At 66.5% G+C, this 18354-nt stretch carries 23 protein-coding genes; 12 read left to right on the forward strand and 11 right to left on the reverse strand.

All coding sequences use genetic code 11. The features are described 5' to 3' along the window. Positions 1 to 96 precede the first annotated feature (96 nt). Complete coding sequence (locus ACNS88_RS00130; RefSeq protein ID WP_435092729.1) at positions 97 to 1020, reverse strand: AEC family transporter; 924 nt, start codon at positions 1018 to 1020, stop codon at positions 97 to 99. 86 nt (positions 1021 to 1106) lie between these two features. After that, entirely contained in the window at positions 1107 to 1901 is a 795-nt protein-coding gene (locus ACNS88_RS00135) for an SDR family oxidoreductase (protein ID WP_435092731.1), read from the reverse strand. A 178-nt stretch (positions 1902 to 2079) separates the two neighbouring features. On the opposite strand from ACNS88_RS00135, the gene ACNS88_RS00140 reads away from it, so the two are divergent. Continuing rightward, positions 2080 to 3357 carry a CaiB/BaiF CoA transferase family protein gene (locus ACNS88_RS00140; RefSeq protein WP_435092733.1) on the forward strand — a complete coding sequence of 426 codons (1278 nt, stop codon included), beginning with the start codon at positions 2080 to 2082 and terminating at the stop codon, positions 3355 to 3357. 51 nt (positions 3358 to 3408) lie between these two features. Here the strand turns inward: ACNS88_RS00140 and aceA are convergent, their stop codons facing one another. From aceA to ACNS88_RS00155, 3 genes are read right to left on the reverse strand one after another with little or no spacing between them, the layout of a single operon-like run. Next, the gene (gene aceA, locus ACNS88_RS00145; protein ID WP_435092734.1) at positions 3409 to 4452 is read right to left on the reverse strand and encodes an isocitrate lyase; all 1044 of its coding nucleotides are present in this window, start codon (positions 4450 to 4452) and stop codon (positions 3409 to 3411) included. A 5-nt stretch (positions 4453 to 4457) separates the two neighbouring features. Further along, positions 4458 to 4583 carry a hypothetical protein gene (locus ACNS88_RS00150; protein WP_435092736.1) on the reverse strand — a complete coding sequence of 42 codons (126 nt, stop codon included), beginning with the start codon at positions 4581 to 4583 and terminating at the stop codon, positions 4458 to 4460. Further along, positions 4580 to 4909, reverse strand: coding sequence for a hypothetical protein (locus tag ACNS88_RS00155; protein WP_435092738.1), 330 nt, complete (start codon positions 4907 to 4909; stop codon positions 4580 to 4582). The genes ACNS88_RS00150 and ACNS88_RS00155 overlap by 4 nt, the downstream gene beginning before the upstream one ends. Before the next feature lie 273 nt (positions 4910 to 5182). Here ACNS88_RS00155 and thiL point away from each other — a divergent pair, with 273 nt between their 5' ends. Continuing rightward, positions 5183 to 6076 carry a thiamine-phosphate kinase gene (gene thiL, locus ACNS88_RS00160; RefSeq protein ID WP_435092740.1) on the forward strand — a complete coding sequence of 298 codons (894 nt, stop codon included), beginning with the start codon at positions 5183 to 5185 and terminating at the stop codon, positions 6074 to 6076. Between the two features lie 90 nt (positions 6077 to 6166). On the opposite strand, the gene ACNS88_RS00165 is transcribed toward thiL, so the two are convergent. After that, the gene (locus tag ACNS88_RS00165; RefSeq protein WP_435092742.1) at positions 6167 to 6484 is read right to left on the reverse strand and encodes a DUF7344 domain-containing protein; all 318 of its coding nucleotides are present in this window, start codon (positions 6482 to 6484) and stop codon (positions 6167 to 6169) included. A gap of 253 nt (positions 6485 to 6737) precedes the next feature. Between ACNS88_RS00165 and ACNS88_RS00170 the strand changes: the two genes are divergently transcribed. Genes ACNS88_RS00170 through ddfA form a run of 3 tightly spaced genes read left to right on the forward strand, consistent with a single transcriptional unit; the run spans position 6738 to position 8468 of the window. Beyond that, entirely contained in the window at positions 6738 to 6863 is a 126-nt protein-coding gene (locus tag ACNS88_RS00170) for a hypothetical protein (protein WP_418284163.1), read from the forward strand. After that, complete coding sequence (locus tag ACNS88_RS00175; protein WP_435092744.1) at positions 6864 to 8144, forward strand: RNA-guided endonuclease InsQ/TnpB family protein; 1281 nt, start codon at positions 6864 to 6866, stop codon at positions 8142 to 8144. It abuts the gene before it with no gap. 39 nt (positions 8145 to 8183) lie between these two features. Beyond that, positions 8184 to 8468, forward strand: a complete 285-nt coding sequence (ddfA, locus tag ACNS88_RS00180) for a DdfA family disk-determining factor (RefSeq protein ID WP_435092746.1) — start codon at positions 8184 to 8186, stop codon at positions 8466 to 8468. A gap of 362 nt (positions 8469 to 8830) precedes the next feature. Here the strand turns inward: ddfA and ACNS88_RS00185 are convergent, their stop codons facing one another. Both ACNS88_RS00185 and ACNS88_RS00190 read right to left on the reverse strand, forming a co-directional pair. Then, positions 8831 to 9130, reverse strand: a complete 300-nt coding sequence (locus ACNS88_RS00185) for a tyrosine-type recombinase/integrase (protein WP_435092748.1) — start codon at positions 9128 to 9130, stop codon at positions 8831 to 8833. Between the two features lie 33 nt (positions 9131 to 9163). Then, a complete protein-coding gene (locus ACNS88_RS00190) occupies positions 9164 to 10075 on the reverse strand; it encodes a 1,4-dihydroxy-2-naphthoyl-CoA synthase (RefSeq protein WP_435092750.1) in 912 nt (303 codons plus the stop codon). Between the two features lie 281 nt (positions 10076 to 10356). Between ACNS88_RS00190 and ACNS88_RS00195 the strand changes: the two genes are divergently transcribed. Genes ACNS88_RS00195 through ACNS88_RS00205 form a run of 3 tightly spaced genes read left to right on the forward strand, consistent with a single transcriptional unit; the run spans position 10357 to position 12979 of the window. After that, entirely contained in the window at positions 10357 to 11388 is a 1032-nt protein-coding gene (locus ACNS88_RS00195) for an ABC transporter substrate-binding protein (protein WP_435092752.1), read from the forward strand. Beyond that, positions 11388 to 12191, forward strand: coding sequence for an ABC transporter permease (locus ACNS88_RS00200; protein ID WP_435092754.1), 804 nt, complete (start codon positions 11388 to 11390; stop codon positions 12189 to 12191). Before ACNS88_RS00195 ends, ACNS88_RS00200 begins: the two co-directional genes overlap by 1 nt. Next, positions 12179 to 12979 (forward strand): ABC transporter ATP-binding protein, encoded by an 801-nt coding sequence (locus ACNS88_RS00205; protein WP_435092756.1) that lies wholly within the window; start codon positions 12179 to 12181, stop codon positions 12977 to 12979. The genes ACNS88_RS00200 and ACNS88_RS00205 overlap by 13 nt, the downstream gene beginning before the upstream one ends. Positions 12980 to 13026: 47 nt before the next feature. Here the strand turns inward: ACNS88_RS00205 and ACNS88_RS00210 are convergent, their stop codons facing one another. Beyond that, positions 13027 to 13200, reverse strand: a complete 174-nt coding sequence (locus ACNS88_RS00210) for a hypothetical protein (protein ID WP_435092757.1) — start codon at positions 13198 to 13200, stop codon at positions 13027 to 13029. Between the two features lie 162 nt (positions 13201 to 13362). Here ACNS88_RS00210 and ACNS88_RS00215 point away from each other — a divergent pair, with 162 nt between their 5' ends. Both ACNS88_RS00215 and ACNS88_RS00220 read left to right on the forward strand, forming a co-directional pair. Continuing rightward, complete coding sequence (locus tag ACNS88_RS00215; RefSeq protein WP_435092759.1) at positions 13363 to 14250, forward strand: universal stress protein; 888 nt, start codon at positions 13363 to 13365, stop codon at positions 14248 to 14250. A 113-nt stretch (positions 14251 to 14363) separates the two neighbouring features. After that, positions 14364 to 14768 carry a helix-turn-helix domain-containing protein gene (locus tag ACNS88_RS00220; protein WP_435092760.1) on the forward strand — a complete coding sequence of 135 codons (405 nt, stop codon included), beginning with the start codon at positions 14364 to 14366 and terminating at the stop codon, positions 14766 to 14768. A gap of 108 nt (positions 14769 to 14876) precedes the next feature. On the opposite strand, the gene ACNS88_RS00225 is transcribed toward ACNS88_RS00220, so the two are convergent. Both ACNS88_RS00225 and deoC read right to left on the reverse strand, forming a co-directional pair. Further along, complete coding sequence (locus tag ACNS88_RS00225; RefSeq protein ID WP_435092762.1) at positions 14877 to 15107, reverse strand: hypothetical protein; 231 nt, start codon at positions 15105 to 15107, stop codon at positions 14877 to 14879. 91 nt (positions 15108 to 15198) lie between these two features. Further along, positions 15199 to 15870: a deoxyribose-phosphate aldolase gene (gene deoC, locus ACNS88_RS00230; RefSeq protein ID WP_435092763.1), complete on the reverse strand. Its 672-nt coding sequence runs from the start codon at positions 15868 to 15870 to the stop codon at positions 15199 to 15201. A gap of 130 nt (positions 15871 to 16000) precedes the next feature. Between deoC and gatD the strand changes: the two genes are divergently transcribed. After that, positions 16001 to 17287 carry a Glu-tRNA(Gln) amidotransferase subunit GatD gene (gatD, locus tag ACNS88_RS00235; protein ID WP_435092764.1) on the forward strand — a complete coding sequence of 429 codons (1287 nt, stop codon included), beginning with the start codon at positions 16001 to 16003 and terminating at the stop codon, positions 17285 to 17287. Beyond that, the gene (locus ACNS88_RS00240) at positions 17284 to 18351 is read left to right on the forward strand and encodes a GNAT family N-acetyltransferase (protein ID WP_435092765.1); all 1068 of its coding nucleotides are present in this window, start codon (positions 17284 to 17286) and stop codon (positions 18349 to 18351) included. The genes gatD and ACNS88_RS00240 overlap by 4 nt, the downstream gene beginning before the upstream one ends. The last annotated feature ends 3 nt before the right edge of the window (positions 18352 to 18354 follow it).

Here is an 18354-nt window from a genome sequence, read left to right on the forward strand (position 1 = left end):
TCGACCCTGAGCGCGCCGGAGCAAATCGCTTTGGATCGCGGCGGAACGCGCTCGCGAGTCGAAGCGAGCCGAAGCGAGCCGACCCGCTGACCCCCCCTACGCCACGGTGCCGACCAGCTCGATCAGCAGGGTCAGCGACGCGACCGACGCGACCGTCGTGACGAACACGTTCAGCGAGGCGAACCTGGCGTCGCCGCCGAGCTCGGTCGCGAACACGTACGTCGACACCGCGGTCGGCGTCCCGAGCATCACGACCCCGGCGGTGACCGTCGCGGCGTTGACGCCGAGCAGCGCGAGGGCGCCCCACGCGATGGCGGGCATACACGCCACCTTGAGCCCGACCACCGAGGCGGTCGCGCCGGGGTCGATCGTCGAGGGGTCGACCTGCAGCGTGGCGCCGACACAGAGCAGCGCGAGCGGGAGCGCCAGCGACCCGACCCAGTCGAGGCCGGTCGCGGCCGCGGTCGGCACGCCGAGTTCGAACCACCCGATCGCCATTCCGGTGACGAGCGCGATGAGGACGGGATTGCCCGCGAGCGACGTGAGGTGTCGCCCCAAAGCCCCCTCGGCGTTCGTCCCGTTCATCGACACCAACAGGACCACCGTCAGCGGCACCTGCACCAGCGAGCCGATGCCGAGGACGACGCTCGCGATCGCGGTCACCTCGGCGTCGAACGTCGCCGCGACCAGCGGGAGTCCGAGGTAGCCCAGATTCGAGTGGTACGACTGGACGACCGCGACGCTGCGGCGCCCGCTCGGCGACCGATTTCGGTGGACGGCGGACGCGACGAGCGCCGTCCCGAGGAGCGCGGCGAAAACGGCGACGAACAACTCCCACGAGACGATCTCGCCGATCGACTGGTCGTAGGTCGCGACGAACACCAGCGCCGGGAGCGCGACGTAGTACGCCGCCTGGTTGAGCAGCTCCGTGCGGCCCGCGTCGAGGACGCCGACCCGCCGGAGGCCCGTCCCCGCGAGGAGCAACGCGAGCAGCCCGATGAGCCGAACGAGGACCTCCATCTACGCGGAGCGATGCGATCCCGCCGGTTCACGGTTGCGGTAGCGGGCGGGGGATGCGACGAGGCGAACCAGCCGCACCGCCCCGACTAGAGGTTCGAACTCCCGCCGCCGCCGTCGATGACGATCGCCTGCCCGTTCACGTGCCCGGAGCGCGGCGAGGAAAGGAACGCGACGGCGTTCCCCAGCTCGACCGGGTCGCCGATGCGGTCGAGGGGGTTGTCGACCCAGTCGGCGAGCCCCTCCTCGTAGGAGTCGTACTCGCCGCGCTCGATAGCCTGATCGACCAGCTCCCGGATCCGGCTCGTCTCGTGGGAGCCGGGTAACACCGCGTTCGCGCGCACGTCCGGGCCGAGCTCCTTCGAGAGCGTCTTCTCTAACCCGATCACGCTCATCCGCACCGCGTTCGAGAGCACCAGCCCCTCGATCGCCTCCTTCACCGACCGCGAGGTGATGGTGACGATCGTCCCGCCGTCGCCGTCGGCGAGTGGCTCGGCGCACGTCCGCGCGAGCCGGACGACGCTCATCACGAGCAGCTCGTAGGCCTCCTCCCAGTCCTCGTCGTCGGTGTCGAGAAACGCGCCCGACGGCGGTCCTCCCGCGGACGTGACGAGGTGGTCGAGCCGACCGAACTCGTCGAGCGTCGTCTCCACGAGTCGGTCGAGGTCGTCCGGCTCCGTGATGTCGCCCTCGACGGCGACGACGCGGGCGTCGCCGGCGGCTTCCGCCTCCAGATCCGCTTTCGCCTCCGCGAGACGGTCACCGTCGCGACCGTTGATGACCACGTTCGCCCCTTCTCGGACGAGCGCCTGTGCGGACGCGAAGCCGAGACCGCTGCTCGATGCCGTCGTCAGCGCGACGTTCTCCTCGATGTCGAGATCCATACGGGTTCGAACGGCGCCGGCCGGTTTAACCGTTGGCGACGCGGCGGGCATCGCCGGCGGGGGAATCTGGAGACGGCAGACTGGCGACTCCCGCTCCACGCCGAGAGGCTCATAACCCGTCCGTCCGAGTCGGGAGGCATGGACGCGACACGGCGGCCGATATCGAGGGTGATCACGTGTGGTCGGTGAAGCGCGCGACCCCGAGGGCGACGCGGGGCCGCTCGACGGACTCACCGTGCTCGACGCCTCGCGGGTGCTGGTGGGACCGTTCTGCACCATGCAGCTCGGCGACCTCGGCGCCGAGGTGATAAAGATCGAGCGCCCGAACGAGGGCGACCAGACGCGGACGTGGCGCCCGCCGGCCTTCGGTGAGGGAGAGGGTAGCGGCGATGGAGACCGCAAGGACGACGGCGACGGCTCCCAGAGCGCCTACTACGCGAGCGTCAACCGCAACAAGCGCTCCGTCGAGCTGAACCTCGCGAGCGAGCCGGGGCGGGCAGTGTTCCGCGATCTCGCCCGCGAGGCCGACGTGCTCGTCGAGAACTTTCGGGTCGGCAAGATGGCCGACTGGGGCCTCGACTACCCGGACCTCGCCGAGGAGAACCCCGAGCTGATCTACTGCGGCATCTCCGGGTACGGCGAGTGGGGCCCGGACCGCGACAAGCCCGCCTACGACATCATGATGCAGGCCCGCGGCGGCTTCATGTCGATCACGGGGGTCGATGGCGGCGCGCCGGTCAGGATCGGCGTCGCGCTCGCCGACATCGGCGCGGGGATGTACGCGACGCAGGCGATCCTCGCGGCCCTCCTCGAACGAGAGCTCGGCGACGGAACGGGCCAGAAGATCGACGTGAGCCTGCTCGACGGACAGGCCGCGTGGACCAGCTACATGGCGGCGAACTACTTCGCGAGCGGCGAGCCGCCGGGGCGGATGGGGAGCAAACACCCGAACATCGCACCGTATCAGGCGTTCGAGACGCGCGACGGGTACGTCGTCGTCGCCTGCGCGTCCGACGCGTTCTGGCCCCGGCTCTGCGAGGCGCTCGACCGCCCCGACCTGCTCGCCGACGAGCGGTTCGAGACCAACGAGAAGCGGGTCCGAAACCGGGACGCGCTCGATCCCGAACTTGACGCCGCGTTCGCGGAGCTCACGACCGGGGACGCTCTCGATCGGCTCGACGAGCACCGCGTCCCCGCGAGCCCCGTCCGCGACATGGCCGAGGTGTTCGACGACCCCCAGCTAGCGGCGCGGGACATGGTCGCCGAGTTCGACCACCCGACCGCCGGACCGATGCGGGTGCCGGCCTCGCCGATGCACTTCTCGCGGACGCCGACGACGGTCCGGCGGCATCCGCCCTCGCTCGGCGAGCACACGGAGACCGTCCTCAGAGCCTACGGCTACGGCGACGGCGACATCGTCGAGCTGAAAAAACGGGGGGCGATTCCGGATCGGTGACCGGCGGGCGTCGCGATCCGGCGGTGGATCGTCCGTTGCTGGGCGCTACGATCAGTCGTCGTCGTTGCTCTCGGCGGTGATCGGGTCGCTCTCCTCGTCCGTGAAGCCCGCCGACTCCTCCTGCCGCTCGCGGGCGTCGGGGTCGAACTCGGCCTCGATGTCCTGATACCGCGGGACGAAGGAGAGCTCGTGGTGGCTCTCGGTCTCGTGGCCGATGTACCGCTCTTCGAGGTCGAACTGCGCCTCCTCGTCGTTCTGCGCGATGCTCTCGAAGTCCTCGTAAGCGGCGTGTGCGCCCGAGTGGAGCCCGTACAGCGTGATGAAGATGTACTGGTAGCCCAGATCGCCCAGCTCTTGGAAGGTGAGCGGGTCCTCCTGTGCGCCCCACTCGAACGAGGAGGAGTAGTTAAAGGCGAGATCCAGGTCGGGGTGGGTCTCGTGGATCGTCTCGGCGTACTCGACCGCGTCCTCGCGGGACGGGTCGGGCATCTCGGGCCAGACGAGGTCGACGCCCGCGTCGGCGTAGATCCGACCGCGTTCGAGGTGTTCCTCCCAGTCGCCGTTGGCCGAGCCGTACGCGTCGGTGCGGGCGATGATGACGGTGTCCTCGCTCTGCTTGGCGTCGACGGCGGCCTCGAAGCGCGAGCGCGCCTGCTCGCGGGAGACGATCTGCTTGCCGGCGATGTGGCCGCAGCGCTTCGGGGAGGTCTGGTCCTCGATGTGGATCGCGGCGACGCCGGCCTTCTCGTACTCGCGGACCGCGCGCCGGACGTTGTGGACGCCGCCGTAGCCGGTGTCGCAGTCGGCGATGACGGGGAGGTTCGTCGCCTCGACCATCCGCTTCGCGTTCTCGACCATCTCGCTCATCGTGACCATCTCCAGGTCGGGGAAGCCGAACTGGCCGAGGACGGTCGAGTAGCCGCTCATGTAGGCCGCGTCGAGGCCGGCCATCTCCGCGAGGCGGGCGTCGAGCGCGTGATAGATTCCGGGCGCGAACGTGTAGTCCTGCTCCTCGAACAGCTCGCGGAGCTGCCGGCCGGCCGGGTTGTCGATCTCTCTCGTGAAGACGTCGTCGTCGAGTTCGTTGGGATTCATTGATGTCACTCCGTGGTCGCGTCGTCGAATCGGTCGGTCGCGTCGTCGAATCGGTCGGTCGCACGCCGCGTGAACGTCGTCGGGTCCGGTCGCGGTCCGCGCCCGGTCCCCGCCATGGGGACGGCGCTCATCGCGACCCCCCGTCGGTCCGCGAGCGACGCGTCGGTCGCAGGTCGGGGACCAGCGGGGCGTCCCGCTCGCCGTCGGCCGGCGGCGGACTCGGGCGTCGAGGGCTGTCGGTCGCCGTCGACTCCGTCGTCGTCGTGCGGGTCGTCGGGACGATCGGGGCGCCCGCCTCTTCGGTGATCGGCATGCGCCCGGGGATCGTCCGCAGAGAAGTGTCGGAGGTGCGCCGATCCGTCGTCGTTCGATCGGTCGCAGATCGGTCGGTCGTCGTTCGGTCGGTCGTTCGAGTCGTCGGTTCGTCGGTGGGCGTGGTGTCGTTAGGTGTCGTCATCGGGTCGTGTGGGCGGTTGCGGCGGTCGTCTAGTGATCGTGCTGTCGGCGGGTCGGGGTGCTGCGTGTCCGCGTACGGATACTGTCATTGCACTCGGTACGTTCGGATGGTGGGTAATAAACATAATGATTGATAATGATAATATACGTTAATGTGTATTACCCATTTAAATGGTTCTTGGTAACTATCCGCAAGACGGGGGCGGACCGGAGTCGAGGCCGCGGCGCCCGGATCGATCAGTTATATTCCGTTCCGGCCCGACTCACCGGTATCGTGAACGAGCGAGACGCGCTTCGGGCGCTCGCGGCCGGCCTCCCGCACGCGGGCGACGACGCCGCCGTCGTGGACGACACAGTGATCACGACCGATATGCTCCACGAGCGGACCGACTTCCCGCCCGGGACGACGCGGTACACCGCCGGGTGGCGCGCGGTCGGCGCGTCGCTCTCGGACGTGGCGGCGATGGGGGCGGCGGCGACCGCGGCGGTCGCGGTCTACGCCGACGCCACCTTCGACGAGGAGAAGCTCGACCGCTTCGTTGCCGGCGCGGTCGACGTCTGCGAGGCGGTCGACGCCGAGTACGTCGGCGGCGACCTCGACAGCCACGACGAGTTCACCACGGCTTCGACCGCGATCGGCGACGCCACCGACGCGGGCGTCGTCACGCGGTCGGGCGCGCGCCCTGGCGACGCGCTCTGCGTCACCGGCGAGTGGGGGCGCTCCGCGGCCGCGCTCCGGCTATTTAAAAGCGGAGACGACGAATCGGTCGAACGCGCCAACGACCTGTTCCGGTTCACGCCCCGCGTCGCCGACGGGCTCGTGCTCGCGGGCCGGGCGACCGCGATGATGGACTCCTCGGACGGGCTCGCGCGCTCGCTCCACCAGCTCGCGGAGGCGAGCGAGGTCGGCTTCGAACTCGATCCCGACAGCGTTCCCGTTCACCCCGCCGTCGACGCGGTCGCCGACGGGTCGGCCGAGCGCTTCGAGCTGGCCGCGCACTTCGGCGAGGACTTCGAACTCGTCTGTGCGGTCCCCGAGGAAGCGGTCGGACCCGCCCGCGAGGCGTGTCCGGGCGGGCTGACCCGCGTGGGGCAGGTCGTCGACGCCGCGAACGGGGTGACCGCCGACGGCGACCCGCTCTCCGACCGCGGGTACACGCACGGGTAGGAACGGGCGGCGAGAGTTCGGTCTCTCAGTAGTGCCACGGGACCCCCCTCGATGAGGTTTGACAGCGCGCGTCTTTGAGGCGAGAGGCTCTCAAAGGCCTGTCTCCGGTGCTACTTCGAGGAGTGTTTCGACGAGTTCATCACCTTGGTATCGGAGCGTCTCGGAACGGGAATCGAAATCAGCCACGGCAGTCGAGGCGAGTTTGGGAAGGTGGTGGTGGTTTAGCGTCATTTTGAGTTTGTCACGCTCGTCTGTCGTCCGGCCGTGCTTTTGGAGGTGATCCACCACATCATCGACCGATACGTGATCCGTCTCGGCTTCTTGTAGGAAGCGAATGACACATCGGCGGTCGTACTGACCTAACAGTTCGAATCGTTGATTGATTTCATCAGGGGTGTACTCTGGCATCATCTTGGCTCGTACACCACTCTTGAAATAGTTAGTATAAAGTAACATACTGATTGACACTTTTATGGAATGTTTAACTGTTTTCAGGCGCTAAGTCCCCTTCCTCAAGGAGCAACGCAGGGAGCGCAGCGACCGAGTAGCGCAGTAGGGAGGGGATACAGTGCCGTCATAGTCTCACAAACATTCCGCGACGACCGGCCCACAGGCCCACACAATCGCAACTCTTATTTGTGCAATTTGTGTATAGTGTGTTGTGACGACTCGCAAAAATATTTCCATCCGTGACGATCAAGAGGAGTGGATTCAGGACAACCACCTGAACCTCTCCTCGTTCGTTCAAGAGAAACTGGACGAACTCATCGAGGAACGAGAGCCATAGATGCAGTACAACTACAAGTATCGACTCAACCCACCGGAAGCCCTCACCGAGACGCTTCTGTCCCACGTCGATACTTGTAGGCAACTCTACAACCACGTCCTCTACAAACTCAACGAGGTGGACGAGATTCCCGCCCGATATAAGGTGCAGGGACAACTCCCCGATCTCAAAACGTGGTGGGACGACCTCGGGGACGTTCACTCGAAAGTGTTGCAGATGGTCGTCAAGCGCGTCTACGACAACCTCTCCACGCTCAAAGCACAGAAGGAGAACGGACGCACCGTGGGAATACTCAAGTGGAAACCGCCTCGGGAATATCGGTCGCTCACCTACAATCAGTCTGGCTTCAAACTCAAGAATACGAGTGGTCAGTCTGTCCTGTGGTTGAGCAAAATTGGCGAGATTCCGATTCACCTCCACCGCGATATTCCCGAGAACGCGACCATCAAACAAGTCACGGTCAAACGAGAATCCACGGGCGAGTGGTACGCTACGTTCGGCATCAGCGTGGAGGATGCCACGCCTGAAAAACCAGAGACGCCCGAGAAGGTCGTTGGTATCGACGTAGGGATTCTCAAGTACGCCCACGACACCGACGGGTATGCCATCGAGAGTCCCGACTTCAGCGACGAACGTGAACGGTTGGAACGCGCCCAACGCGACCTCTCGCGGAAGGAACACGGCTCTGCGAATTGGGAGGAACAACGGCAGGTCGTGGCCGAACGACACGCCAATCTCAAGCGAAAGCGACGAGACTTCCTCCACAAGTTGTCGAACTACTACGCCCGAGAATATGACCTTGTGGCGGTCGAGGACTTGGACGCGAAGGGCTTGGTCGAGCTACCGGGGAACTCACGGAACCGAGCGGGTGCGGCGTGGGGGACGTTCCTGCGGATGCTCGAATACAAGTGCGAGCGTGAGGGAACGCACTTCGTCGCGGTTGACGCGAAAGATACGACGAAGGAGTGCGCGTCCTGTAGTGTCAAGACGGACAAACCGCTGTGGGTTCGTGAACACTCCTGTCCCGCCTGCGGGTTTGAGGCGGACAGGGACGCGAACGCGGCGTGGAACATTCTTTCTCGCGGTCTTGAAGATGTAGGAGTGGTTCACTCCGAATCAACGTCCTCAGAATCGCAGAGCGATTCTGATGTGCGGACGAGAGCTTTGCTCTCGTCAACGCCTGTGGAGACTGCGCTCCCTGTGGATACGCCTGTATCTGCAAAGCGCGTCGTGGAAACAGGAAGCCCCACCCTCAAGCGCGAGCCGTCAGGCGAGCGGTAGGGTGGGGTAGTTCACACTATACTACCTCCTCATCGCAGTATGGCACATGCTGATGGTACGAAGGCGGTAGATTTCGAGTCGGCGTTCGATCCGAGGAATGGTTCCGTATCTGTACGAGTCGTCGAGGCCGTCTCCACGTTCTACGAAGTCGAAACGACTGATCTCGACCCGCTCTACTCGGTTATTGAACCGGACGCACTCGATGCCCTGTTCGCCTCATCCCGGACCGACCGAAGTCAGAAGGGAGAAATCACGTTCCAGTACGAGAACGTGGTGGTTTCCGTGGACGCTGACGGAACGATCCGTCTCAGCGATTTGGAGTAAGGTTATACAGGTGAGAAAACACCCTCTATTTTGAACGAATCTAATGCCCAATCTCAGGGGTTCTGTCATGTGAGATACGCGCCGTGTATTTACCACGATAACTGGAAATGCGTTCGTATTGGTGGAACATCCCGCAATCGATGTGCGGTCTTCAGCGACCGTCTGTTTCAGCCCATTTTATATCTGAAGAATAGAATTTCAACAGAGCCGTTGAAGTGTAATCTCGTGCCCTTTCCACTCCGAGTTTGGTTAGGAAACTACTCCGAACCGGCTCCGTATTGACGCGCCGATTCGAGAATATCATCTCTCGAAAGACGCAGATACTTTTCCGTCGTCTCGATCTGTGCATGGCCTAACAGTTTCTATAATGTCCGTGTATCTATGCCATTCTTGAGTGACTGGACTGCGTAGCTGTGACGGAGTACGTGCGCAGTCACTTTTCTACGGCTCCTTCCAGCGGCGTCAACGAACACCTCATTATCTTGCAAGCCAGCGGCCTCTGCGGCGTCTTTCACGATCTGGTTGATATATGCCGCCGAGATACGCTTTGAATGACTGGTTGGGAACAAGTAGGGACTCCCCGCAGTTGCGAGAGCGTCACGATTGGCGTTGATCCACCGAGTACTGATATTTCTACAGTTCCTGTTCCTTTCGAGTACCACTCTTGAGCTGTGACCGACCGGATACGTCTCAGTTTAGTAGTGCCACGGGTAGTCACGGAACTGCGGCTCCCGCTTCTCTAAGAAGGCGTCGCGGCCCTCCTGCGCCTCGTCGGTCATGTACGCCAAGCGGGTCGCCTCGCCCGCGAACACTTGCTGGCCGACCATCCCGTCGTCGGTCATGTTGAACGCGTACTTCAGCATGCGCATCGCGGTGGGCGACTTCTTCGTCATCTCGTCGGCCCACTCGATCGCGACGTCTTCCAGCTCCTCGTGCGGGATCGCCTCGTTGACCATCCCCATGTCTTCGGCCTCCTCGGCGGAGTAGGTCTTCCCGCGGAAGAACACCTCCCGGGCCTTCTTCTGGCCGATCTGCTTCGCGAGGTACGCCGAGCCGAACCCGCCGTCGAAGGAGGCCACGTCGGGGTCGGTCTGGAGGAACTTCGCGTGCTCCTCGCTGGCAAGCGTGAGGTCACAGATCACGTGCAGCGAGTGGCCGCCGCCGACCGCCCAGCCCGGCACGACCGCGACGACGGGCTTGGGCATGAATCGGATCAGCCGCTGGACCTCCAGGATGTGGAGCCGCCCGGCGCGCGCCTCCTTGACGAGCGGATCGTCCTCGTCGCCCGCCTCGTCGTCGTCGCGGTACTCGTAGCCCGAGCCGCCGCGCACCGACTGGTCGCCGCCCGAGCAGAACGCCCAGCCGCCGTCATCAGGAGAGGGGCCGTTGCCGGTGAGGAGCACGCAGCCCACGTCGGCCTGTTTGCGCGCGTGGTCGAGCGCGGCGTACAGCTCGTCGACGGTGCCCGGTCGGAACGCGTTCCGGACCTCCGGGCGGTCGAACGCGATACGGACGACCGGCACGTCGACGCCGCGGTGATAGGTGACGTCATCGAACTCGTCCGTGACCGGCTCCCACGCGTCGGGGTCGAAGATCTCCGAGACCATACGCGCGTGTTGACGGGGGGCCTCATAAACGACGGCGGGTCGGTAGCGGATCGGCGGCGGATCGGCGGCGGATCGGCGGCGGTGGTCGAGATCCACGGCGATCTCACCGACCGGTGGCGCAAGTATTGCGCCGAGCGGGGACGGTGCTGCGAGGGTGTATCCCGTCGTAATTCACCTCAAACCGGTCGTGACGGCTTTTTAAGCCGACATGCGCCGTCACCGGTATGCGCTCCAGTTGCTGGTGGCGCGGGGGTATTGCACGTCCGACCCCTGGGATCGGTATGTACGAGCGAAACGCGGGCGCCTCGCGACGGTCCTTTCTTACGGCCGCGGGCGGGGCTGCCGCCGTCGGTCTCGCCGGCTGTCTCGGCGGCGGCGACGGCGACGCCGGACTCGACGAACTGACTGTCGCGCACATGCCGATCTACCCCGACCTCCAGTGGTACGTGATGGAGGGCGAGGGCTACTTCTCGGGGATCGACGCCGAGATCGACGGGCGAGAGTTCACCGACGGCCCGGCGATCGTGCGGGCGTTCGCCGGCGGCGACATCGACGTCGCCATGTTCGGCATCGTCCCGGCGATGATCGTGATCGACAAGGAGATTCCCGCACAGGTGACCGCGGCGAACATCCGCGAGCCGATGGGGGTCATGGCCGACTCCTCGTTCCACGACACCTTCGAGGAACACGGGGCGGACGCGTTCGCGATGTGGGAGGAGGAGCGGGGCCGCCCCTTCCGGTTCGGCACGTTCCCGCAGGGGAGCGTCCCCGACGTCTTGCTCCGGTACTGGCTCCGAGAGACCGGCGTCGACCCCGAGGCGAACGACAGCATCGAGATCCGGGAGATAAACGGCGCCAACGCGGTCTGGCAGGCGATCAACGGCGGCGACATCGACGGGACCTCGATCATGGAGCCCGTACCGACGATCGCTCAGGAGGAGGGCTCTTCGGTCACGATGCTCCGGACGGCCGCCGAGATTCTCCCCGGACAGCCGGCCGCGGTCACGCTGATGAGCGACGCGGTCCGGGACTCGCCGCTCGCGGCGCAGTTCCTCGAACAGCACGTCCGCGCCACCGAGTTCATCGGCGAGAACCCGGACGCGACGGCCCGACACGTCGAGTCCGGTATCGGGATGCCGGCCGACCGGGCGCGGACGGCCCTCGACTCGCCGCTGTCGAACTTCGTCACCGACCCCGCGTCCATCAGTGAGGCGACCCCGGTGTTCTCCGAGTTCGCCGCGAGCAACGGGCAGATCGACGAACAGCTCACGAACGACCAAATCTTCGATTTCGACGTGTACGACTCGCTCTGATGGCCACCGACACCGGACTGGAGTTCGACGGGAGCGGGCTACAGACGGGCCTCGGCCTCGACGACCCGTGGCGGCTGTTCCGGGGCGCAGCGGGGCTGGCCGGCTTCGTCGTGCTCTGGTACGCCGTCTCGCTCACCCAGCCGGCGATCGTGTTGCCCTCGCCGGTCGCGGTCGCGGCGGAGTTCCGCGGTCAGTTCGTCTCGGGAACCATGACCGCGGCGCTGGCGTCGAGCATTCGTCACTGGGTCCCCGGCACGATCGCCGGTACCGGACTCGGTATCGGCGCCGGCGTCGCGTTCGCGTGGAGCGGCCTGCTCGACGACGTGACGGCCCCGCTGGTCCGGGTGCTCCGTCCCGTGCCGCCACTGGCGCTGATCGGGTTCGCGATCGCGTGGTTCGGGCTCAACCACGCCGGCGCGGCGTTCATCATCGCCGTCGGCGGGTTCTGGATCAACTTCTACGCGAGCTACGGCGCCGTCGAGGAGGTCTCGGACGACCTGATCGACGTGGGGCGCACGCTGGGCGTGCGCGGCGACCTCGACATGATCCGGTCGGTCGTCCTGCCGGCGTCACTGCCGGGAATCATGACCGGGATCCGCACCGGACTCGGCCGGTGCTGGATGCTCGTGATCGCCGCGGAGATCTTCTCCGTGCCGGGCGTCGGTCGCGAGATCCTCCGCGCGAGCAACAACCTCCGCGTCGATCGGGCCATCGCGTACATCCTCGTGTTGAGCCTGTTGTACCTCACCGTCGACGCGGCGTTCCGCGCGGTCCAGCGGCGGGTGTTAGCATGGCAGGCGTGAACCGAGGCTCCGGATCGCGGGCCGAGTCGGCCGATCCCAGCGTCGCCGTCGACGCGGTCGGCAAGACGTACGACGACGGCGACGGCGGGGGCTCGGTGCGAGCGCTCGACGACGTGTCTTTCGGGGTCGGGTCGGGCGAGTTCGTCTGCGTCGTCGGCCCGTCCGGCTGCGGGAAGACCACTCTGTTCCGGATCATCGCCGGGCTCACGGACGCCACGGACGGGGCGGTCCGACTCGCCGGCGCGCCCGTCACCGGTCCCACGACGGACATGGGCGTGGTCTTTCAGGAGTACCACCTGTTTCCGTGGCTCACCGTCGAGGAGAACGTCGAGTTCGGGCTCAAGCGGATCGACCGGAGCGCGGCCGAGCGCGAGCGGCGGGTCGACGAGATGCTCGACCTCGTCGGGCTCACCGGATTCCGCGACTCGTACCCGAAGTCGCTCTCTGGCGGGATGAAACAGCGGGTCGCTATCGCGCGGTCGCTCGCCGTCGACCCCGAACTGCTCCTGCTGGACGAGCCGTTCGGCGCGGTCGACGCCCAGACGCGCGAGATGCTGCAGCGCGAGCTGCTCGACGTGTGGGCCTCGACCGGCAAGACCGTCCTGTTCGTCACTCACGACGTGGCCGAGGCAGTGACGCTCGCCGACCGGATCGTCGTGATGGCGGCCGAGCCCGGCCGCGTCGACGAGATCGTCGACGTCGACGTGCCGCGTCCGCGCGAGCGCGGCGACCCCGCCTTCGGCGAGTACGTCTCCCGCGTGCGAGAGCTGATCGGCGCGGTGCCCTGAGCGTCGACTCGCTTTCGTTGCCCCCGACTCCGCCTTTTCCCCGCCGCCTACTCCGCTCCTTCGTCGCTGTCGTTGACGGCAGCGGCCAACTCGTCGATGTTCGTGCGGAGCACCGTGAGTGTCGCGTCGGCGTCCGCGTACCCCTGGTCGTAGCTGTCCAGCGAGGACTCGGTCTCGTCGAGGAAGCGTTCGACCGCGGCCTCGATCGGCTCGTCGCTCATGGCTGTCGGTTCGACCGCCGTCGGGTTATACCTCTCGCCGTCCCGGTCCCGCCGCGCTCCGACCGGGGGATTTATCGCTCGCAAGTGAGTATTGTGCGGTATGAGAAATACCAACAAGAACCGCGAACCAGCCCGACGACAGATCGCCCTCGGAGGGCGGCGATGACTAACGGCTCAACGGCGACCGGAAATTCCCCTCCCGGCGGGAGGTCCGCGGTGATCGCGACGGATCTGTCCGCGGCCAGCGAGACGATGGTCGAGTCCGAGACGGGGCTCTCCTGTCTCGACAATATCGGCGTCGATCGGATCCACCTCGTGACCGTCGTCCCCTCGAACGTCCACTCGGGAATGCCGGGCATGAACTTCCAGAAGCGACGGAAAGAGGCGCTGCGGAACTACCGGTCCACGATCGAGAACGCGGGATTCGAGGTCGAGGCGCACGTCGTCCGCGGAACGCCACACCGCCGGATCAACGGGATCGCCGAGTCGGTCGCGGCCGACCTCATCATGGTCGGCTCCCGCGGGAAGAGCCCGCTCGAGAACCGTGTGATCGGGTCGACAGCACGCAACCTCGCCCGCACGACTGTCGTCCCGCTGCTCGTCGACCGCATCGAGCGCGGCGTCGACGAGCCGGCCCCGATCCGACGACACCTATTTAAACGGACGTTGTTCGCGACGGACTTCTCGGAGAACGCCGAGCGGGCCTTTCAGGCGTTCGAGTACCTCCAGTACGCGACCGAGGAGGTGACGCTCGTCCACGTCGAATCCCCGAAGGACGATGCGGGCGGCGACGTCGACCCCACCGCTCGCCTCGCCGACCTCGCCGACCGCCTCGGGGACTGGGGGCTCGACGCTCGCACCGAGGTCCGGCGCGGCGACCCCGCCGAAGAGATTCTCGCCGCCGAGACGGAGTACGACCCGAGCACCCTGCTCGTCGGCTCTCGCGGACGCAGCCGGCTCCGTCGGCTGCTGTTGGGAAGCGTCTCCGAGGAAATCGTCGCCCGCGCGACCGGGAACGTCTTCCTCGTGCCCCCGCCGCGCACGGCGTAGGGAGCGGATCTCACGGCCGATCGTTCACCCGATTCGATCGGCAGAATACTGCAAGATTGTGGTATCCACACACAAGCCTTTTATCAGTACGACTTATACTATACAGTAACAATATGCCGGATTCCTTGTCCGAACAGCTCCAGAGCGATATGAAATGCGAGGGGTTACTCGAGTGTTTTCACGGGCTCAAGCCGCTCGATCGAGAGTGCTTCAGGGCGCTCGTCACCAGCGACGAGCCCATGACTATCGACGCGGTCGCAGAGGAGGTCGACCGCGAGCGCTCGACCGCCTACCGGTCGGTCCAGCGGCTACTCCAGACCGGGTTCATCACCAAAGAGCAGATCAACTACGATCAGGGGGGGTACTACCACGTCTACTCCCCGACCGATCCCGAGCAGATCACCGACGAGATGCAGCGCATGCTCAACGACTGGTATGCGAAGATGGGCCAGCTCATTCAAGAGTTCGAGGAAAAGTACGACCAGTCTGAGACCGAGTCCGCCACCGCACCGAACTGATCCGACGATCGGTCGCCGATACACCACCGCTCCCGTTTCCGCTGCCCGGTCCCTCGCGCTTTCGCCGTTTCCGTTCTCCAGTTCCCTGCCGATCGTCCGGATTGCCCCCTAGCGCCGGCGCAGCGCGTAGGTCGCGTAGCCGACGGCAGCGAGCAGCCCCACCGACAGCAGGCTCCCGAACACCGCCGGCGAGGTCGTGACGAGCCCGCCGAACGGGTTGGTCAGCACGAGTATGCCGACGATAAGCGCGACAGAAATGAGGATGCCTACCGCGCCGAACAGTTTGAACGCCGCGTCAACGTCCAGTCCGCCCGATTCGGGTCCGGTCGAATGACTCATGCCCACTTATACGAGTTCTCCATATAAATGGGTGAGACGGCGTTCCCACGACGAGAGAACGCGACGGACGGGGTCCGCCGTCGCTCGGACGCTAGTTCCCGTCGGCGTCGCCCTCTTCGCCCTCGCTCTCGGGGTGGCCCGCAACGATCGCGACGCCGGAAGAGGCGCCGATCCGGGCTGCGCCGGCGTCGAACATGGCCATCGCGTCATCGTAGGATCCGACGCCGCCAGAGGCTTTCACCGGGAGGTACTCGCTCATCAGCTCCACGTCGGGGACGGTGGCGCCGCCGTCGGCGAACCCCGTCGAGGTCTTCACCATGTCGGCGTCGGCGTCGACGGCGGCCTCGCAGGCGCGGCGCTTCTCGTCGTCGCTCAGGAGCGCGGTCTCGATGATCACCTTCACCGGGATCGGCACCGCGGCGACCACGTCGGACATCTCGGCGACGACGGCGTCGGTCTCGCCGGCCTTCAGCCGGCCGACGTTAATCACCATGTCGATCTCGTCGGCGCCGTCGTTCCACGCGTCGACCGCCTCGTCGCGTTTCGCCTCGGGCGCGTGCTGGCCGTGCGGGAAGCCGACCACGGTCGCGATCGTCTCCGGGGCGTTCCCGTAGTCGGCGGCCTCGGGGACGTAACAGGGCGGAATACAGGCGTTCATCCCGTGGGCTGCGGCCTCGTCGAGGACGGTCTCGACGTCTCCCCACGTCGTCTCCGGGCCGAGTACGGTGTGGTCGATGCTAGCAGCAAACTCGTTGTGGTCCATGTACGCACGGTCGGGGGCGCCGGTAAAAGACGTGCTGGGTCCGGTCTCGGCGATGACTCCAGTCGAACACCGACTCTCCCCGGACCGCCGAACGGTTGGATTCAAGTCCGCCGCAGGGGAACCGGGTGGTATGCAACCGGGAGATCGCGTCCGCGTCGACCGCGGGGACGTCACGAACGAGGGCGTACTGCTCCCCTCGACGACTCGCGACCACCTCGTCGTCAAGCTCGACGGGGGGTACAACGTCGGTATCGACCGCGACGAGGCCGACGTCGAAGTGCTCGAATCGGGCGCCCGCGACGTCGACGAGGGCGCCGACGCGGGCGGCGGCGAGGCCTCCGAAATCACGTTCGACGAGGACCTGCCGACGATCTCGCTCATCTCCACCGGCGGGACCATCGCCTCCACCGTCGACTACCGGACCGGCGCGGTCACCGCCCAGTTCGACGCCGAGGACGTGCTCCGGGCCGTCCCGGATCTGGCAGGGCGCGCGAACTACCGGGGCCGCGTCGTCGCCAACATCCTCTCCGAGAACATGGAACCGGATATCTGGCGAGAGCTCGCCGAGGCCGTTCGCGAGGAGATCGAAGCCGGTGCCGACGGCGTCGTCGTGATGCACGGCACCGACACGATGCAGTACTCCGCGTCCGCGCTCTCCTTCATGCTCGACTCCCCCGTTCCGATCGTGTTCACCGGGAGCCAGCGCTCCGCGGATCGTCCCTCCTCCGACAACGTGATGAACGCGGTGTGCGCGGTCGAGGCCGCGAAGGCCGACCACGCCGAGACGCTCGTCTGCATGCACGCGGCCCAGTCCGACGACGCCTGCGCGCTCCACCGCGGGACCCGCGTCCGGAAGAACCACACCTCCCGCCGCGACGCCTTCGAGACGGTCGGCGCCGCGCCCCTCGGCCGCATCGACTACGAGGCCGCGGCCGAGGCGGGCGCCGACGGCGACGCGGCCGATGTCGCCATCGAGTGGACCCGCGAGCCGCTCCCGCGAGGAGAGGTCGACCTCGCGACCGCGCCCGACCTCGACAGCGACGTGGAACTGGTGAAGTTCACGCCCGGCATGGACCCGGCCGCGTGGGAGTACCTCGACGGAAAAGACGGCGTCGTGATCGAGGGGACCGGGCTCGGTCACGTCCACACCGACCTCATTCCACGGATTGAGGAACTGGTCGAGAACGGTACGGTCGTCGCGATGACGAGCCAGTGTCTCGCGGGCCGCGTCTGCGACCGCGTGTACGACACCGGCCGCGACCTGCTTGACGCCGGCGTCGTGGAGGCCGGGGACACCCTTCCCGGCACCGCGAAGGTGAAGCTGATGTGGGCGCTGGCGAATCTGTCCGACCCCGCCGAGGCGATGGGCCGGGACCTCGCCGGCGAGCTGACCCAGGAGTCCCAGCCCTGGCGATGACGAGTTCGGAGGGGGAGTCCACGCTCACCCCCGTCGTCCGCGAGGCTCGCTCCGCCGACGCCGATGCGGTCGCAGCGTTCACACGGGACACGTGGGGCGAGCGCCAAGAGGACTACATCCCCCGCGTGTTCCCGGAGTGGGCCGCCTCGGACGACCCCGACAGCGCAACCTTCGTCGCGACGCTGCCGCCGGACGCGGTCGCCGAGAGCGACGCGATCGAAGCGAGCGACGATCGCGAATCGGGCGACACCCTCGTTGAGGGAGACGGGTCGGGCGCGGCCGCCCCGGACGAGCCGGAGGCGGTCGTCGGTTGTATCCAAGGCGTCCTGCTCTCCGAGTGGGAGGCGTGGGGACAGGGGATCCGCGTCGACCCCGCGGCCCGCGGGTTCGGCGTCGGAACCGCGCTCTCGGCGGCCACGCTTGACTGGGCCAGAGAGCGCGGCGCGCGGGTGTGTCGCAACATGGTGTTCTCGTGGAACGTCATGGGGCTCGGGCAATCGCGCACGGTCGGCTTCGAGCCCGCGACGGAGTTTCGGTTTGCAGAGCCGGTACCGGACGCCTCCGATGTTGATGCGACCGATTTCGACGCCCTCGACGATCCCGACCCCAACGCCGCGTGGGCGTTCTGGAACGAGAGCGACGCCCGCGACCACCTGCGCGGGCTCACGCTCGATCCCGACGAGTCGTGGGCGTGCTCGGCGCTCACCCGCGAGCGACTCGCGACCGCGGCCGCCGAGGACCGACTGCTCGCGGTCGCCGACGCGGACGCGCTCGCCGGCTTCGCGGTCCGAACTCGCGTGACGGAGCGCGAGACGGACGGCGAGACGACTCGGACCGCAACCTACGGCGTCGCCGCGTGGCGCGACGTCGAGGCAGCAGGGACGCTGTACCGCGCGATCGCCGCGGACGCCGCCGCGGTCGACGCCGACGCCACTCGGGTGCTGATCCCGGAGACGGTCGAGCACGTGAGCGACACCGGCGCGAACCGGGTGCCGGTGGCGGCCGAACCCGACTTCGTGTTGGCCGCGGATCTCACCGGTTCGGGCACGACCGACGATTTATAAATG

Source organism: Halorubrum shenae (assembly GCF_051194165.1).
In the GTDB taxonomy this organism is placed as follows: domain Archaea; phylum Halobacteriota; class Halobacteria; order Halobacteriales; family Haloferacaceae; genus Halorubrum.

What these genes read in the sequence shown, in the direction of transcription:
- ACNS88_RS00190 (WP_435092750.1), bottom strand. Translation starts at nt 10,075, where the DNA reads ATGGTCTCGGAGATCTTCGACCCCGACGCGTGGGAGCCGGTCACGGAC.
- ACNS88_RS00215 (WP_435092759.1), top strand. Translation starts at nt 13,363, where the DNA reads ATGACTAACGGCTCAACGGCGACCGGAAATTCCCCTCCCGGCGGGAGG.
- ACNS88_RS00150 (WP_435092736.1), bottom strand. Translation starts at nt 4,583, where the DNA reads ATGAGCGCCGTCCCCATGGCGGGGACCGGGCGCGGACCGCGACCGGAC.
- ACNS88_RS00175 (WP_435092744.1), top strand. Translation starts at nt 6,864, where the DNA reads ATGCAGTACAACTACAAGTATCGACTCAACCCACCGGAAGCCCTCACC.
- ddfA (WP_435092746.1), top strand. Translation starts at nt 8,184, where the DNA reads ATGGCACATGCTGATGGTACGAAGGCGGTAGATTTCGAGTCGGCGTTC.
- ACNS88_RS00195 (WP_435092752.1), top strand. Translation starts at nt 10,357, where the DNA reads ATGTACGAGCGAAACGCGGGCGCCTCGCGACGGTCCTTTCTTACGGCC.
- aceA (WP_435092734.1), bottom strand. Translation starts at nt 4,452, where the DNA reads ATGAATCCCAACGAACTCGACGACGACGTCTTCACGAGAGAGATCGAC.
- ACNS88_RS00220 (WP_435092760.1), top strand. Translation starts at nt 14,364, where the DNA reads ATGCCGGATTCCTTGTCCGAACAGCTCCAGAGCGATATGAAATGCGAG.
- deoC (WP_435092763.1), bottom strand. Translation starts at nt 15,870, where the DNA reads ATGGACCACAACGAGTTTGCTGCTAGCATCGACCACACCGTACTCGGC.
- ACNS88_RS00205 (WP_435092756.1), top strand. Translation starts at nt 12,179, where the DNA reads ATGGCAGGCGTGAACCGAGGCTCCGGATCGCGGGCCGAGTCGGCCGAT.
- ACNS88_RS00155 (WP_435092738.1), bottom strand. Translation starts at nt 4,909, where the DNA reads ATGACGACACCTAACGACACCACGCCCACCGACGAACCGACGACTCGA.
- ACNS88_RS00200 (WP_435092754.1), top strand. Translation starts at nt 11,388, where the DNA reads ATGGCCACCGACACCGGACTGGAGTTCGACGGGAGCGGGCTACAGACG.
- ACNS88_RS00130 (WP_435092729.1), bottom strand. Translation starts at nt 1,020, where the DNA reads ATGGAGGTCCTCGTTCGGCTCATCGGGCTGCTCGCGTTGCTCCTCGCG.
- gatD (WP_435092764.1), top strand. Translation starts at nt 16,001, where the DNA reads ATGCAACCGGGAGATCGCGTCCGCGTCGACCGCGGGGACGTCACGAAC.
- ACNS88_RS00240 (WP_435092765.1), top strand. Translation starts at nt 17,284, where the DNA reads ATGACGAGTTCGGAGGGGGAGTCCACGCTCACCCCCGTCGTCCGCGAG.
- ACNS88_RS00210 (WP_435092757.1), bottom strand. Translation starts at nt 13,200, where the DNA reads ATGAGCGACGAGCCGATCGAGGCCGCGGTCGAACGCTTCCTCGACGAG.
- ACNS88_RS00165 (WP_435092742.1), bottom strand. Translation starts at nt 6,484, where the DNA reads ATGCCAGAGTACACCCCTGATGAAATCAATCAACGATTCGAACTGTTA.
- ACNS88_RS00135 (WP_435092731.1), bottom strand. Translation starts at nt 1,901, where the DNA reads ATGGATCTCGACATCGAGGAGAACGTCGCGCTGACGACGGCATCGAGC.
- ACNS88_RS00225 (WP_435092762.1), bottom strand. Translation starts at nt 15,107, where the DNA reads ATGAGTCATTCGACCGGACCCGAATCGGGCGGACTGGACGTTGACGCG.